We start from the raw sequence: 14,619 nt of genomic DNA, 5'->3' as shown, positions 1-14,619 counted from the left end.
CCCCCACCGCCCCGCCGTTCCGCACGAGTCACCGACCGACGACTTACGACGAGAGTCCGCCGCCATGTACGAGCTGTCCCGGGTCCGCCTCTACTCCATCGGACCTGCCGGTGCCCGCTACGCCGACACCGTCCTCGACCTGCGCGGAGTCGGCGAGGTGGTGCCCGACCCCGCGCCCGCGCAGGCGGAGTTCTTCGAGGAGGAGCCGGTCGGCCCGCCGCGCAGGCCCGCGCCCGCGGGCGTGCTCTTCCTGGAGAACGGCGGCGGCAAGTCGGTCCTGCTCAAGCTGATCTTCTCGGTGATGCTGCCGGGCCACCGCAACACCCTGGGCGGCGCCAGCTCCGGCGTCCTGCGCAAGTTCCTGCTGGCCGACGACTGCGGCCACGTCGCCCTGGAGTGGCAGCACACGCTGACCGGCGAGTGCGTCGTCGTCGGCAAGGTCAGTGAGTGGCGCGGCCGCCAGGTCTCGAACGACCCGCGGAAGTTCGCCGAGGCCTGGTACTCCTTCCGGCCGGGCCCCGGCATGAGCCTGGACTCGCTGCCCGTCGCCGAGTCCACCGCCGTCAGGGCCGCCGCGGAGGGCGCGTCCGGCGCGCAGGGCCGCCGCCGCACCATGAAGGGCTTCCGGGACGCCCTGACGGAGGCGGGCAAGGCGTACCCGCACCTCGAAGTGCACTGGGAAGAGATCCACGACCGGTGGAACGAACACCTCGGCGACCTGGGCCTCGACCCCGAACTCTTCCGCTACCAGCGCGAGATGAACGCCGACGAGGGCGAGGCCGCGGGCCTGTTCGCCGTCAAGAAGGACTCCGACTTCACCGACCTGCTGCTGCGCGCCGTCACGGACACGCGCGACACGGACGGCCTCGCCGACCTCGTCCACGGCTTCGGCAACAAGCTGGGCCGCCGCGCCGAGCTGATCGCCGAGCGGGACTTCACCGCGGGCTCCGTCGACCTGCTCGGCCGCATCGTCGAGGCCGCCGAGACCCGGGCCCGCGCGCGTGACGTGCACGCGGGCGCCGAGCGGCGCACCCGCACCCTCGCCCGGCGCCTGTCCGCCCGCGGCGTCGAGGAGCGCGGCCGCGCCGCCGACCTCGCCGAGCAGGTCACGGCCGCCGCGCACACCGTCACCTCGGCCGAGCAGGCCCGCGAGCGCTCCGCGCTCATCTCCGCCGAACTGGCCTACCGCCACGCCTCCTTGGCGCTCACCGTCGCCGAGAAGGCCGCCACCGCCCAGCGCCGCGAGCTGGCCGACGCCCGCACCCTGCACGCGGCGTGGCAGGCCGCCGAGGCCGTCCTGCGCCACCGGGCGGCCGCCGACCGCTCCGCGCGCGTGGCCGCCGCCATCCGCGAGGCCGAGCGGGACGCGGCCCCCGCGCTCGCCGCCCGCGCCAAGGCCGCCGCCGACCTCGTACGGGCGCTGCACACGGCGGCCGAGGGCGCCGAGGCGCACGCGAACGAGGAGGAGGAGCGCTCCGCCGTCCTCCAGGAGACCGGCGAGGCCGCCCACCGCGACGCCACCGCCGCCGCGACCGAGGCGCAGCGCGCCCGCAGCGAGACCGGCCACCTGCGCCAACGCCTGGCCGAGGTCGAGCAGGAGACCGCGGAGGCCGTCCGCGCGGGCTGGCTCGACGACAGCGAGCCCGACGCCGACCCGGCGCGCGCCGCCCTCGCCGCGAGCGACGCCGAGAAGTCCGCGGTCGCCGCCTGGGACACCGCCCGCGAGGCCGCGAGCAGGGCCGCCGAGCACGCCAAGGAGGCCGCCGCCGCGGAGGCCCGCGCCGAGCTGACGGCGGCCCGCGCCGCCGACGCCGCGACGGCCGCCGAGCAGGCGTACGACGGGGAGCGGCGGACCGCCGAGTCCCTCGCGCGCGACGAGCGGCTCGCGGAACTCCTCGGCCTGCCCGGCACCGGGAGCGCGCCCGGCGCCGGGGTGCCGCAGCCGCGCCGCGCGGCCGCCGACGACGCCACCGGCGGCACGCCCGAGGGCGAGGCGCCCGCAGACCACGAAGGCCGCGCCGACGAGGCCCTCACCGCCGAGCACCTCGACCACAGCGCCGACGACCTGCGCGTCCTCCTGGAGGACGGGGTGGCCGCCGCCGAGCGGCAGCTGTTCGAGCTGCGCACCGCCGCCGCCGACGACTCCCGCATCCTCGGCGCGCTCGGCGACGGCGGACTGCTGCCGCCGGGGCCCGACGTCCTGGCCACCGTCGAGTTCCTCGGCGAGCACGGCATCCCCGCGCTGCCCGGCTGGCGCTATCTGGCCCAGGCCGTCGACCCCACCGACCACGCGCGCGTGCTCGCGGCCCGGCCCGAGCTCGTCGACGGCGTCATCATCACCGACCCCGACACGCACGTACGGGCCCGCGAGGCGCTCTCCGGTGCCGCCCTGCTGCCGCGCTCGACGGTCGCCGTCGGCACCGCCGCCGCCCTCCTCGCCCCGGCCCCCGCGGCCGACGCGGAAGCCGACGGCGACGTCTTCCTCGTACCGCCGAACCCGGCCATGCACGACGAGCACGCCGCCGACGAGGAGCGGCAGGCCCTGCGCGCCCGCGCCACCCGGCGCGACGACGAGATCCGCGTCCTCGCCCAGCGCCTGGCCAAGGACCGTGAGCTGGCCGCCCGGCTCGCGTCCTGGCGCTCCGGCTGCCCGGCCGGGCGCCTCGCCGAGCTGGCCGCCGCCGCGCGCGCGGCCCGCTCCTTCGCCGAGGAGGCGGAGGCCGAGCTCGCCGAGGCCCGTACCGCCCGCGCCGAGGCCGACGAGGTCGCGGGCGACGCCGCACGCGTGCGCGACGAGCGGCAGGAGGCCGCCCAGCGGGCCCGCCGCGCCGCAGACGCGCTCGCGGGCCTCGCGTTCCGGCTGCGCGAGCGCACCGGCTGGCAGACGAAGCTGCGCGAACTGGCCGACGAGGCCGTGGAGTCCGAGGCCCGCGCCCAGGCCTGCCTCGACCGTGCCCGCGCCGCCGACGAGGACCGCCGTGCCGCGCAGCGCGCCGCCGACGACGCCCGTCGCACCGCCCGCGCGCTGCGCGCCGAGCGCGCCGAGATCGCCGGCGCCCCCGAGGACATCGCCCTCGACGAGGACGCCCCCAAGACCTCGCTGCCCGCGCTGCGCGAGGCCTACCGCGCGGCCTCGCAGCTGTACGAGAAGGTCGGAGTCGGCGCCGACCTGCGCGCCGAGCAGGCCCGCGCCGAGAGCGACGAGTCCGCCGCCCTCGCCGAGCTCGACCGGCTCAGCAACAAGGTGCGCACCCGCGCCGCCCAGCTCCTCGAAGGCACCGACGGCGCCGACGGCCCCTCCCGGCAGGCCGCCGCCGCGCGCGCGGAGGCGCAGGTCCAGCTCATCGAGTCCCGTGCGTCCGCCGCCAGCGAGCAGCTCGGCCGGCTGCGCGGCGAGGCCGAGCGGCACGCGCCCGAGGACGGCGACGCGCACACCGAGCTGCCCGCCGACCTGGTGCCCGCCGACGCCGAGCAGGCCCAGGCGCTGCTGCGTACGGCCACGGGCGAACTGGCCGCCCACAGCGCGGCCCTGACCCGGGCCAAGGAGGCGCACGCCGCGCTCCTGCGCACCCACCGCGCCACCGAGGACGCGGCCGGAGGCTTCGACGAGACGGCCGCGCTCCTGCGCGACCTGCTGCGCGAGCACCCCGACGCGGACGCGGAGGAGCAGCCCGAGCCCCACCCCGGCACCCTGGAGGAGGCCCGCCAGGCCGCCGCCGAGGCCCGCCGCTCGCTGCGCGGCTGCGCCGCCGACCTGTCCGCCGCCGAGACGGCCGTCCGGGAGGCCGCCGACGTCCTGGTCCGGCACGCCAACTCCACCCGCTACGAACAGGTCCGCACCCCCGCCCGCCAGCAGATCCGCGAGCTGCCCGCCGCGGCGCTGCCCGAGCACGCCAAGAAGTGGGCGGACGCCTTCGCGCCCCGCCTGCGCGTCCTCACCGACGAGCTGGAGCAGCTGGAGCGCAACCGCGACAGCATCGTCGACCGGCTGCGCGGACTCGTCGAGTCGGCCCTCGCCACCCTCAGGTCCGCCCAGCGCCTGTCCCGGCTCCCCGAAGGCCTCGGCGAGTGGTCCGGTCAGGAGTTCCTGCGCATCCGCTTCGAGGAGCCCGACCAGGCCACCCTGGTGGAGCGCCTCGGCGTGGTCATCGACGAGGCCACGCGCGCGGCCGTGAAGAAGAACTCCGACCTGCGAAGGGACGGAATGTCCCTGCTGCTCAGGGGAGTTCAGGCCGCCCTGGAGCCGCGCGGCATCGCCGTGGAGATCCTCAAGCCCGACGCGGTGCTGCGCGCCGAGCGCGTCCCCGTCGGCCAGATGGGCGACGTGTTCTCCGGCGGCCAGCTGCTCACCGCCGCCATCGCCCTGTACTGCACGATGGCCGCCCTGCGGTCGAACGACCGGGGCCGCGACAAGCACCGCCACGCGGGCACGCTGTTCCTCGACAACCCCATCGGCCGCGCCAACGCCACGTACCTCCTGGAGCTCCAGCGGGCCGTGTCGGACGCCCTGGGCGTGCAGCTGCTGTACACCACGGGGCTGTTCGACACGACCGCCCTCGCCGAGTTCCCGCTGGTCATCCGCTTGCGCAACGACGCGGACCTGCGGGCGGGCCTGAAGTACATCAGCGTCGAGGAGCATCTGCGCCCCGGTCTGCCGCAGGAGCAGCAGGCCCCGGCCGAGGAGACCGTGCACGGGGAGATCACGGCGACGCGGATGTACAAGCGGCCCGTCACGACCTGAGGGCGCGCGGAGCGGCGGCCTCCCGGGCTTCGGGGGCGCACGGCGCTCAGGCGAGCCGTCGGGTCACCCAGGCGTGGAACTCCCCGATGTGGTGCTCGGTCGGCACGAGCACCCCGCCGTGCCGGTAGGCGCGGGAGCTCATCGCGGGCTGGGTCCGCTCGCACGCCGCGAAGTCCTGCTCGTTGACCCGGTGGAAGAGCTCCACGGACTTCGACAGATCGGCCCCGCGGGCCACGACGTCGGGTGCGTACAGCCAGTCGCACTCGACGACCGTGCGGTCCGCGGCCAGCGGGACCATGCGGTGCAGGATCACGTGGTCCGGTACGAGGTTCACGAACGCCGTCGGCCTGACGGTGATCGCGTAGTAGCGGCGGTCCTGCTCGTCGGCGACCCCCGGGAGGCGCCCGAAGCCCGCGCTGCCGTCGACGGTGAAGCCGCGCACCTCGTCGCCGAAGGCCGCGCCGTGCCCGACGTAGTACTGCGCGGCGAAGCCGTCCGTGAACTCCGGCAGGACGTCGGTCAGTTCGGGGTGGATGGTCGCGCAGTGGTAGCACTCCATGAAGTTCTCGACGATCAGCTTCCAGTTGGCGCGCACGTCGTAGCGCACCCGGCGCCCGAGGGCCAGGTCCTGGGGGCGGTAGCGCTCGACGGCCGCCGGGTCGCCCAGGCGCGCGGTGACGTCGCCGACCACGGTCTCCTCGAAGGACGGCGGCTCGTCGGCCAGACACACCCAGGCGTAGCCGAGCCACTCCCGCAGCGCCACCGTCACCAGGCCGTACGCGGTCCGGTCGACGTCGGGCATCCCGGTGAGGTTCGGCGCCGCGACGAGCCGTCCGTCCAGGTCGTACGTCCAGGCGTGGTACGGGCACCGCAGTCCGCGCCGCACCTCGCCCGCGTCGTCGGCGCACAGCCGGGCGCCCCGGTGGCGGCAGACGTTGAGGAAGGCGCGCAGTCCGCCGTCGCGGGCACGGGTGACCAGGACGCTCTCGCGGCCGACCTGGACGGTGCGGTACGCGCCGGGCCTGTCGAGGTCGGCGGCGCGTACGGCGCACACCCACAGCGCCTCGAAGACGCGCTCCTGCTCGCGCGCGAACACCTCGGGGTCGGTGTACGAGCGGCCGGGCAGGGTCGCGATGAGGCTCCTGGACACCTGGGTCGTCACGTCGGTCCTCCTAAGCGGGCGCCGCGGCGGGCAGCGGGCCGGTGATCCGGCGCGGGTCGAACAGGTCGACGGGGTGCGCGGTGGCGCCGTCGAGCGCCAGGTCGGCGAGGATCTCGCCGACCACCGGCACGAACTTGAAACCGTGCCCGGAGAAGCCGCAGGCGACCGTCACCGACTCCGGGTGGGCGGGGTGCCGGGCGATGACGAAGTGCTCGTCGGGTGTCGTCGTGTACATGCAGGTCGCGGCCTTGAGCAGGCGCCCGGGAAGCAGGGGGATCTGGCGGGACATGTGGTCGGCCATCGCGGCGGCCTCGTGCGGGTGGACCGTGCGGTCGATGGTCTCGGGCGTGCAGGCGTCGCCCTTGCGGAAGAAGGCGACCTTCGCGCCGAGTTCGGGGCCGTCGATCGCCGGGAAGCCGTACACCTGGACGCCCTCCGGGTCCTCCCACACGTAGATCGGATGGTGTGCGGGCAGGAAGGGCCCGACGCCGCCGGTCGGCTGGAACCAGTACATGATCTGCCGCTCGATCGTGAACGGCACCCCCAGGTCCGCGAGCAGGTCGGGCGCCCACGCACCGGGGCAGATCACCAACTGGCCCGCGGTGTACGTGTCCTCGGGCGTGTGCACGCGGACGCCGCCCCCGTACGGCTCCCACCGGACGACCGGCTCCTCGAAGCGCAGCTCGGCGCCCTGCCGGGTGGCGAGCTGGAGGTGCGCGGCGACGGTGTTCTCCGGCCGCAGCAGCCCCGCGCGCCGCTCGAAGAGCGCCACCTCGTCGGCCCGGGGCGTGAGCGTCGGGAAGCGGCGGCGGATCTCGCGGGCGTCGAGCATCTCGTGCGGCAGGCCCCAGGTCTCGGCGGACAGCCGCGCCCCGGAGACGACCCGCCCGTCGGGACGGCCGACCATCACACCGCCGCACAGGATCGCGATCTCGCGCCCGGTGTCCCGCTCCACCTGCTCGTACAGCTCGTACGCGCGAAGGAGCAGCGGTACGTACGCGGGGTCCTCGAAGTACGACTGGCGCGTGACGCGGGAGCCGCCGTGGCTGGACCCGCGCTGGTGCACGGGGCCGAACCTCTCCAGGCCGAGGACGCGGGCCCCGCGCGCGGACAGGTGGTGGGCGGCGGCGCTGCCCATGCCGCCCAGGCCGATCACGATCACGTCGTACGTGGGGGTGGTGCGGGACATGCGGTCTCCAGGGGGACGGCGACGGTGCGGGCAGGCTCGGGGACGGCGCGGACCGCTAGCAGCGGATCCGGGTCATCTCGGGGTCGAAGAGGGGTTCGTCGGCGACCGTCGCGGGCAGGCGCTCGCCGAAGTACTCGATGTGGACGGGGGTTCGGGCGGGCAGCGGCGGCAGCCAGGCGTAGGCGACGCAGCGGCCCAGCGTGTAGCCGTACGCGGCGCTGGTGACGTATCCGGCCGGGGCCGCCTGGACGTACACGGGCTCCTTGCCGAGGACGACTGCGGCCGGGTCGTCGAGGAGTAGGGGGGTCAGCCTTCGGGTGCTGGTGCTGGTGCTGGTGCTGGTGCTGGTGCTGGTGCCGGGGGCGGGGGCGGCGGTGGGGTCGGGGGCGCGCCGTCGCAGGGCCGCGCGGCCGACGAAGTCGCCCTTGTCCTGGCGTACGGCGAAGCCGAGCCCGGCCTCGTAGGGGTCGTGCTCGGTGGTCATGTCCTGGCCCCAGGCGCGGTAGCCCTTCTCCAGGCGCAGGCTGGTGAAGGCGGACCGCCCGGCCGCGACGACGCCGAGGTCCCGGCCCGCTTCCCACAGCGTGTCCCACAGGCGCAGGCCCAGGTCGGCGGTGGTGTACAGCTCCCAGCCGAGCTCCCCGACGTAGCTCAGGCGCAGGGCCGTCACCGGGACGTCGCCGATGTGCGTCCGCCGGGCCTTGAAGTAGCCGAAGGCCCGGTGCGAGAAGTCGTCGCGGGTGAGCGGCTGCACCAGCGCGCGGGCGCGCGGACCCCAGACGCCGACGCAGCACGTCCCCTGGGTGATCTCCCTGATGTGGACGTCGCCCGGCGCGTGCCACAGTAGCCAGGTGAGATCGGCGGGGGAGTTGGCGCCGACTTGGAAGTGGTCGGGGGCGAGCCGTGCCACGGTCAGGTCGGAGCGGATGCCGCCCGCCTCGTCGAGAAGGAGGGTGTAGGTGACCGAACCGGGCTTCTTGTGAAGGTTGTTGGTGGTCATGCGCTGCAGGAAGGCCAGGGCGCCGGGCCCCGTGACCTCCAGGCGGCGCAGCGGCGTCATGTCGTACAGCGCGACCCGTTCGCGTGTCGCCCGTGCCTCGGCGGCGGCGACCGGTGACCAGTGGCGGGCGGACCAGGCGTCCCGCGCGGGCAGTTCCAGGCCCGCGGTGAGCGGCGCGTTCGCCTCGTACCAGTGCGGGCGCTCCCAGCCGCCGCCCTCCAGGAACACCGCCCCCAGTTCGAGCTGGCGGGCGTAGAAGGGGCTGACGCGCAGCGGCCGTGGCTGGTCGATCGGCTGCTGCGGGTGGATCACGTCGTAGACCTCGACGAACTGCTGGGCGCCGCGCCGCGCGACGTACGCGGGGGAGCGCTGCGCGTCCTCGAAGCGCGTCAGGTCGCAGTCGTGGACGTCCGTCGAGGGCCTGCCGTCGACCATCCACTCGGCGACCGCCTTGGCGACGCCCGCCGAGTGCGTGACCCACACGGCCTCGGCGAGCCAGAAGCCGCGCAGCGCCGGGGACGGGCCGAGCAGGGGCATGCCGTCCGGAGTGAAGGAGAAGACGCCGTTGAAGCCCTCGTCGACCGCCGACTCCTTGAGCGCGGGCAGCAGACCGCAGCAGTCCTGCCAGCTCGGTGCGAAGTCCTCCTCGGTGAAGGGGAGCACCGACGGCATCACGGGCACGGTACGCCCGCGCCGCCCGGCGGCCTCCCCGTACGAGTCGACCGTGAACGGATCGACGAGCAGCGGCCGGTGGGCGTACGAGCCGATGCCGATGCGGTCGGTGTGCTCGCGGAAGTACAGGTCCCTGTCCTGGAACCGGAGGATGGGCCGGGAGGCCTCCGTGCGCGGGTCGTTGACGCCCGCGAGCTCGGGCAGCGGGCGCGTCTTCGCGTACTGGTGGGCGAGCGGCAGCAGCGGCACGTCGACGCCCGCCATCCGTCCGATCACAGGGCCCCAGAAGCCCGCGGCCGACACCACGTGGTCGGCGGGGAGGGCGCCGCGGTCCGTGACCACGCCGGTGACCCGGCCGTCGGCGCGCTCGATGCCGGTCACGGTGTGCCGGTCGAGGAAGCGGGCACCGCGCCGGGCGGCCCGGTCGAGCTGCGCGCGGCAGGCGGGCACGGCCCGGGCGAGCCCGTCGTCGGGCGTGTGCAGCCCGCCGATGACCTGCCCGCTGTCGAGCAGCGGCCACAGCGCGGCGCACCGCTCGGGCCCGACGAGCCGCGCGCGGATGCCCCAGGACGCGGCGAGCCCGGCCTTGCGGCGCAGATCGGCCCAGCGCTCGGGCGTGGTGGCGAGCTCCAGGCCGCCGACCGGGTGGAAGCAGGAAAGCCCGTCGACGGTCAGGGAGGTGAACTTCCGCACGGTGTAGGCGGCGAAGTCGCTCAGCGTCTTGGACGGGCTGGTCTGGAAGACGAGCCCGGGCGCGTGCGACGTGGAGCCGCCCGGGGCGGGCAGCGGCCCCTGTTCGAGGACGGTGACGTCGCTCCAGCCGCGCGCGGTGAGCTCGTCGGCGAGCGAGCAGCCGACGATTCCGGCGCCGATGATGACGACGCGCGGGCCGCGCGAGCCGTGGGGACGGTCTGGTGGGGTGGGGGCGGTGGCCTTCGGCGTGCCGTGCCGGGGGGCGGTCGGCGTGTTCTGCCGCGGGGCGTTCGGGGCCCGGTCCGGCGCGGCCGTCACAGGACCACCACCGAGCGCAGCACCGTGCCGTCCCGCATGCGGTCGAAGGCCGCCTCGACCTGGTCGAGGGCGATCCGTTCGCTGACGAAGGCGCCGAGGTCCAGTCTGCGGCGCACGTACTCGTCGACGAGGATCGGGAAGTCCCGCGTGGGCAGACAGTCGCCGTACCAGGAGGACTTGAGCGCGCCGCCGCGTGAGAAGAGGTCGATCAGCGGCAGCTCGATGGTCATCGCCGGGTCGGGCACGCCGACCTGGACGAGGGTGCCCGCGTGGTCGCGCATGTAGAAGGCCTGGCGATAGGTGTCAGGGATGCCCACCGCGTCGATCGCCACGTCGACGCCGAAGCCGCGGGTGAGCCCGCGCACCGCCGCCACCGGTTCCGTGCCGCGGGAGTTGACCGTGTCCGTCGCCCCGAACCGCGTCGCGCCGTCGAGCTTCGCGTCGTCGACGTCGACCGCGATGACGCGTCTGGCCCCGGTGAGCGCGGCCCCGGCGATCGCCGCGCAGCCCACGCCGCCGCAGCCGATGACGGCGACGGTGTCGCCGCGGCGTACGCCGCCGGTGTGCACGGCAGCCCCGTAACCGGCCATCACACCGCAGCCGATGAGGCCCGCCGCCTCCGGGCGCGCCGCCGGGTCGACCCTCACGGCCTGGCCCGCCGCGACCAGCGTCTTCTGCGCGAACGCGCCGATGCCGAGGGCGGGGGTCAGCGGGGTGCCGTCGAGAAGCGTCATGGGCTGGGCCGCGTTGCGCGAGTCGAAGCAGTACCAGGGGCGGCCCCGTAGACAGGAGCGGCACGCTCCGCACGGTGCGCGCCAGGCGATGACCACGTAGTCGCCGGGGCGCAGGCCCTCGGCGCCCTCACCGACCGCCTCGACCGTTCCGGCGGCCTCGTGCCCGAGCAGGAAAGGGAAGCCGTCGTCCACCGCGCCCTCCCGGTAGTGCAGATCGGTGTGGCAGACCCCGCAGGCCTGCACGGAGACGAGTACCTCTCCCGGTCCGGGATCCGGCACGACGATCGTCTGCACCTCGACGGGTGCGCCCTTCTTCGCGGCGACGACGCCACGGACCTCGTGTGGCACGGCCAGGCTCCTCTGCGGACCGTTGCGCGACTCCGCGCAAACGCGGCTGTTGTTGCGTACTCCACGATTCGTTGCGCTATCAGGAACATCGTGCGAGCGGCATCAAGGGGCCGTCAAGGGGCGGACGCGAAGGCTCGGGAAAAGGCCGGCGCGGTTTCGGGGCGCGGTGTGGCGGGAGGCCTGACGGAGGGGCGGCCGGGCGGTGTTGCCGGGCGCCCCTCCGGGCTGGGGGCGTTGGGGCGGAGGGGAGTAGCGGGGCTGGGGGGGGCGCCGGGCGGTGCGGCGGAGACTGGCCCCGGGGCTGGGTGGCCTCCGGGCGGCAGGGGGTCGGGGGCTGGCCGGCCTCCCGGGGGAGGGACGTCGCGGGGCTGGCCTGGCCTCCCCCCCCCCGGGGGGGGAGGGAGGGCGGTCGCGAGGCTGTGGGACTGGCAGGCCTCTCCGGGTGGTGTGGCGGCGGGGCCGGCAGGCCTCCGACGGGTGGGGCGGCGGTGTCCCGTCCCGGCCTGTGGTCAGAGGCCGTAGCCCATGCGGCGGGACAGGTCCACGGCCGCCGCGACCGTGCGCTTGGCCAGCTCGGTGAGCCGGTCCTCGGTCAGCCGGTACACCGGCCCGGACGCGCTGAGCGCCCCGATCACCTTGCCGTCGTGTGCCCGCACCGGCGCGGCGACCGCGGCGAGCCCCACCTCGAACTCCTCCACGGCCGTCGCGAAGCCCTGCTCGACGACGGTCTCCAACTCGCCGCGCAGCGCCACCGTGCCGGTCACGGTGTGGTCGGTGAGCCGCGGCAGCGTACGGGCGACCAGGCCCTCGCGCAGCGTCGTCGGCAGATGGGCGAGCAGCACCTTCCCGCTGGAGGTGGCGTGCAGCGGGGTGCGGCGGCCGAGCCAGTTCTGCGCGGTCACGGACGCGGGGCCGCGGGCCTGCATGATGTTGACCGCGGCGTCGTCGTCGAGGACCGCGATGTTGACCGTCTCGCCCAGCTCGTCGGCCAGCGCGCGGCAGACGGGGGCGCCCTCCTGGGAGATGTCCATGCGTACGGCCGCGGCGCCCGCGAGGCGCAGCACGCCCGCGCCGAGGAAGTACTTGCCGCGGTCCTTGGCCTGACCGACGAGGCCCCGGTTCTCCAGGACCCCGAGCAGCCGGAACGCCGTCGACTTGTGCACGCCCAGCTCGTCGGCGATCTCGGTGACTCCGGCCTCGCCGTGCCGGGCCAGGATCTCCAGGACGCTCACGGCCCGGTCCACGGACTGCACCGAGCCCGCGGCCGCCCCGGACTGCCGCGCCCGGGACCTGCCCGCCCCGGGCTGGTCCTGGTGCGGCTCACCGGTCTGGTCAGGGCTTTTCGGCGTGCGGGTCATGTCTCAACTCTCACCACTCGGCGGCGGTTGAAGCCGCTTCTGAGGGAAGCCCTTGACTCCGTGGGCGTCCCACCGGATTCTGTTGCGCATAGCACTACGCGGTGCGTCATATGGAACTTCATGTTACCGAAGAGTCCCCAGTCGAAACGGGGCCGGACAGGGCTGGGACCTCCTGACAGGGCCGGGCGTGAAGCCGACGTCCGGGCCGAGGTCGTGGCCGTCGCTGCGGCCGGGCTCCGGGCGGAAGGCGAGGCCTGGGGCCCTGCCTCTGCCCAACCTGACGGAGGCCCTGCACCTTGGCCGGACTCGACGCGAACCTCCGGGCCCGGCCGGACCCCTCCTGACGCTCCGCCCCGGCCGAAACCGGAACCCGCGCCCTGGCCGAGCCCGGACCCCCGACCCGACCAGGGCCTGAACCTCCGAGCCAGTGACCGAAACCTGAACCTCTCTGAGCCTGAGCGAAGCCAGAACTTCTGGGCCCGGCCAAGGCCTTGGCCGGGAACCAAAGCCATCCGGGAGCCCGAAGCCCCAACCCCCGGGAGCCCGAGGCCCGCCTCTCTCCGGGAGCCCGAGGCCTACCTCCCTCCGGGAGCCCGAGGCCGCACCAGACCCGGCGAACCGAGCCAAGCACCGACCCGGCCCGACCGCCCCGCTTCGAGCCGAGCCTTCCACCACATCCGACCGAGAGATCCAGAGGGACGCCATGATTCCCGTCTGCCGCCTCGACGAGCTCCCCGCGGGCGAATCCGTCCGTCTCGACACCACCCCGCCCATCGCGGTGTTCAACGCCGACGGCGCGCTGTACGCCATCGACGACACCTGTAGCCATCAAGACGCCTCCCTCGCCGCGGGCTGGCTGGAGGGCTGCCTGGTCGAATGCCCCTTGCACGCCGCCTCGTTCGACCTCAGGACGGGCCAGCCGACCTGCCTGCCCGCCCGCCGCCCCGTGCGCACCCACCGGGTGAGCGTCGTGGACGGCATGGTCCACGTCCACGTGACGGGCGCCCCTTCGGTCCCGGCCGAGGCGGGCGCGGCGACGGGGGAGGGCTCCGCCGCATGAGGACGGTCATCGTCGTGGGCGCCTCCCTCGCCGGCCTCTACGCGGTCCGCGAGCTGCGCGCCCAGGGCTTCGACGGCCGCGTCGTCGTCATCGGCGCGGAGCCCCACGCGCCCTACGACCGCCCGCCCTTGTCCAAGACCTTCCTCACGGGCCCCACACCCGGCACTCGCATCGCCACCGGGCTGGGCCCCGGCACCGCCGTCGAGCCCGGCCTCGCCCTGGCCGACGCCGAAGAACTCGCGGAACTGGACGCCGAGTGGCTCCTCGGCGTCCCCGCGAGCGGGCTCGACACGGGTAGCCGTGCGGTGCTGCTCGTCGACGGCCGCGCGGTCGTCGGCGACGGCGTCGTCATCGCCACCGGCGCACGGGCCCGGCCCCTCCCGGGCCCGCCCCTCACCGGGGTCCACACCCTGCGCACCCTCGACGACGCCCGCGCCCTGCGCACCGCGCTGACCCGCGGCCCCCGCCGGGTCGTGGTGATCGGCGGCGGTTTCATCGGCGCGGAGACGGCCTCCTCGTGCGTGACGCTCGGCCACGACGTCACCGTCGTGGAGGCCGCCCCGCTGCCGCTGGTCCCCCAACTGGGCGCCGACATGGCCGCGTTCTGCGCCGACCTGCACCGACGGGGCGGCGCACGCCTGCTCACCGGTACCGGCGTGGCGGGCCTGCGCCCCGCACTGCGCACGGCCTCCGGGTCCGACCCCGGAGCCCGGGTCGCCGCGGTGGAGCTCGCCGACGGCCGTCTGCTCCCCGCCGACGTGGTGGTCGTCGGCATCGGCGCCCAGCCCAACACCGCGTGGCTGGAGGGCACATCGCTCGATGGCGGCGCCGGAGAGTTGCGCGGTGGAGTCCCGTGCGACGAGGGCTGCGTAACCGTGCTGCCGCAGGTCGTGGCTGTGGGTGACGTAGCCCGCGTCGGCGGCGTTGGCGGGGCCGGGGCCGGGGCCGGGGCCGGGGCCGGGGCCGGGGCCACTGCCCGTGTCGGTGGTGTCCGCGTCGAGCACTGGACGAATGCCACGGAGCAACCTCGGGTAGCCGTACGCAACTTGCTCGCCGCCCGCACCGTGGAGACCGTGAACTCCCTCCCGTACTTCTGGTCGGACCAGTACGGCTCCCGCATCCAGTTCGCGGGCCATCGCTCCGCCTCGGCCGCGGTCCGTGTGCGGGAGGGCGGTGCCGCCCCGGGCGACGGTGGCTTCCTGGCCGTGTACGAGGACGAGGGGTGCCCGACGGCCGTCCTGGCCGTGGACCGCCCGCGCGCGTTCATGCGAGCCCGCAGAGAGCTACGGGCCGGGCGCGCGGCCGCGGTGTGACGGCGCCGCGCACGGCCCGGAGCGCGTGATA

Annotated in this window: 8 protein-coding genes; 3 read left to right on the top strand and 5 right to left on the bottom strand. The window is 75.3% G+C overall.

Annotation, left to right across the window (positions count from 1 at the left end; all coding sequences use genetic code 11):
• Nucleotides 1-64 precede the first annotated feature (64 nt).
• Nucleotides 65-4,741: a hypothetical protein gene (locus C9F11_RS07425; RefSeq protein ID WP_138958495.1), complete on the top strand. Its 4,677-nt coding sequence runs from the start codon at nucleotides 65-67 to the stop codon at nucleotides 4,739-4,741.
• Between the two features lie 46 nt (nucleotides 4,742-4,787).
• On the opposite strand, the gene C9F11_RS07420 is transcribed toward C9F11_RS07425, so the two are convergent.
• From C9F11_RS07420 to C9F11_RS07400, 5 genes are all read right to left on the bottom strand, one after another.
• A complete protein-coding gene (locus C9F11_RS07420; RefSeq protein ID WP_138958494.1) occupies nucleotides 4,788-5,903 on the bottom strand; it encodes an aromatic ring-hydroxylating dioxygenase subunit alpha in 1,116 nt (371 codons plus the stop codon).
• Between the two features lie 10 nt (nucleotides 5,904-5,913).
• On the bottom strand, nucleotides 5,914-7,092 hold the full coding sequence (solA, locus tag C9F11_RS07415) for an N-methyl-L-tryptophan oxidase (RefSeq protein WP_138958493.1): 1,179 nt from the start codon (nucleotides 7,090-7,092) through the stop codon (nucleotides 5,914-5,916).
• 55 nt (nucleotides 7,093-7,147) lie between these two features.
• Nucleotides 7,148-9,640 (bottom strand): FAD-dependent oxidoreductase, encoded by a 2,493-nt coding sequence (locus tag C9F11_RS07410; protein WP_249402148.1) that lies wholly within the window; start codon nucleotides 9,638-9,640, stop codon nucleotides 7,148-7,150.
• A gap of 131 nt (nucleotides 9,641-9,771) precedes the next feature.
• Nucleotides 9,772-10,857 carry an S-(hydroxymethyl)mycothiol dehydrogenase gene (locus C9F11_RS07405; RefSeq protein ID WP_138958491.1) on the bottom strand — a complete coding sequence of 362 codons (1,086 nt, stop codon included), beginning with the start codon at nucleotides 10,855-10,857 and terminating at the stop codon, nucleotides 9,772-9,774.
• Nucleotides 10,858-11,366: 509 nt separating this feature from the next.
• Nucleotides 11,367-12,110 (bottom strand): IclR family transcriptional regulator, encoded by a 744-nt coding sequence (locus C9F11_RS07400; RefSeq protein WP_138966207.1) that lies wholly within the window; start codon nucleotides 12,108-12,110, stop codon nucleotides 11,367-11,369.
• Nucleotides 12,111-12,918: 808 nt separating this feature from the next.
• On the opposite strand from C9F11_RS07400, the gene C9F11_RS07395 reads away from it, so the two are divergent.
• A complete protein-coding gene (locus C9F11_RS07395; RefSeq protein ID WP_138958490.1) occupies nucleotides 12,919-13,275 on the top strand; it encodes a bifunctional 3-phenylpropionate/cinnamic acid dioxygenase ferredoxin subunit in 357 nt (118 codons plus the stop codon).
• Nucleotides 13,272-14,588 carry an FAD-dependent oxidoreductase gene (locus tag C9F11_RS07390; RefSeq protein WP_138958489.1) on the top strand — a complete coding sequence of 439 codons (1,317 nt, stop codon included), beginning with the start codon at nucleotides 13,272-13,274 and terminating at the stop codon, nucleotides 14,586-14,588. The genes C9F11_RS07395 and C9F11_RS07390 overlap by 4 nt, the downstream gene beginning before the upstream one ends.
• The last annotated feature ends 31 nt before the right edge of the window (nucleotides 14,589-14,619 follow it).

Source organism: Streptomyces sp. YIM 121038 (assembly GCF_006088715.1).
GTDB lineage: Bacteria > Actinomycetota > Actinomycetes > Streptomycetales > Streptomycetaceae > Streptomyces.
The sequence above is the reverse complement of the archived record's forward strand: the minus strand, read 5'-3'. Positions and strand labels throughout refer to the sequence as shown.

Bases quoted from the DNA above. Each gene is read 5' to 3' on its own strand.
- C9F11_RS07425 (WP_138958495.1), top strand. From the start codon at position 65: ATGTACGAGCTGTCCCGGGTCCGCCTCTACTCCATCGGACCTGCCGGT.
- solA (WP_138958493.1), bottom strand. From the start codon at position 7,092: ATGTCCCGCACCACCCCCACGTACGACGTGATCGTGATCGGCCTGGGC.
- C9F11_RS07395 (WP_138958490.1), top strand. From the start codon at position 12,919: ATGATTCCCGTCTGCCGCCTCGACGAGCTCCCCGCGGGCGAATCCGTC.
- C9F11_RS07390 (WP_138958489.1), top strand. From the start codon at position 13,272: ATGAGGACGGTCATCGTCGTGGGCGCCTCCCTCGCCGGCCTCTACGCG.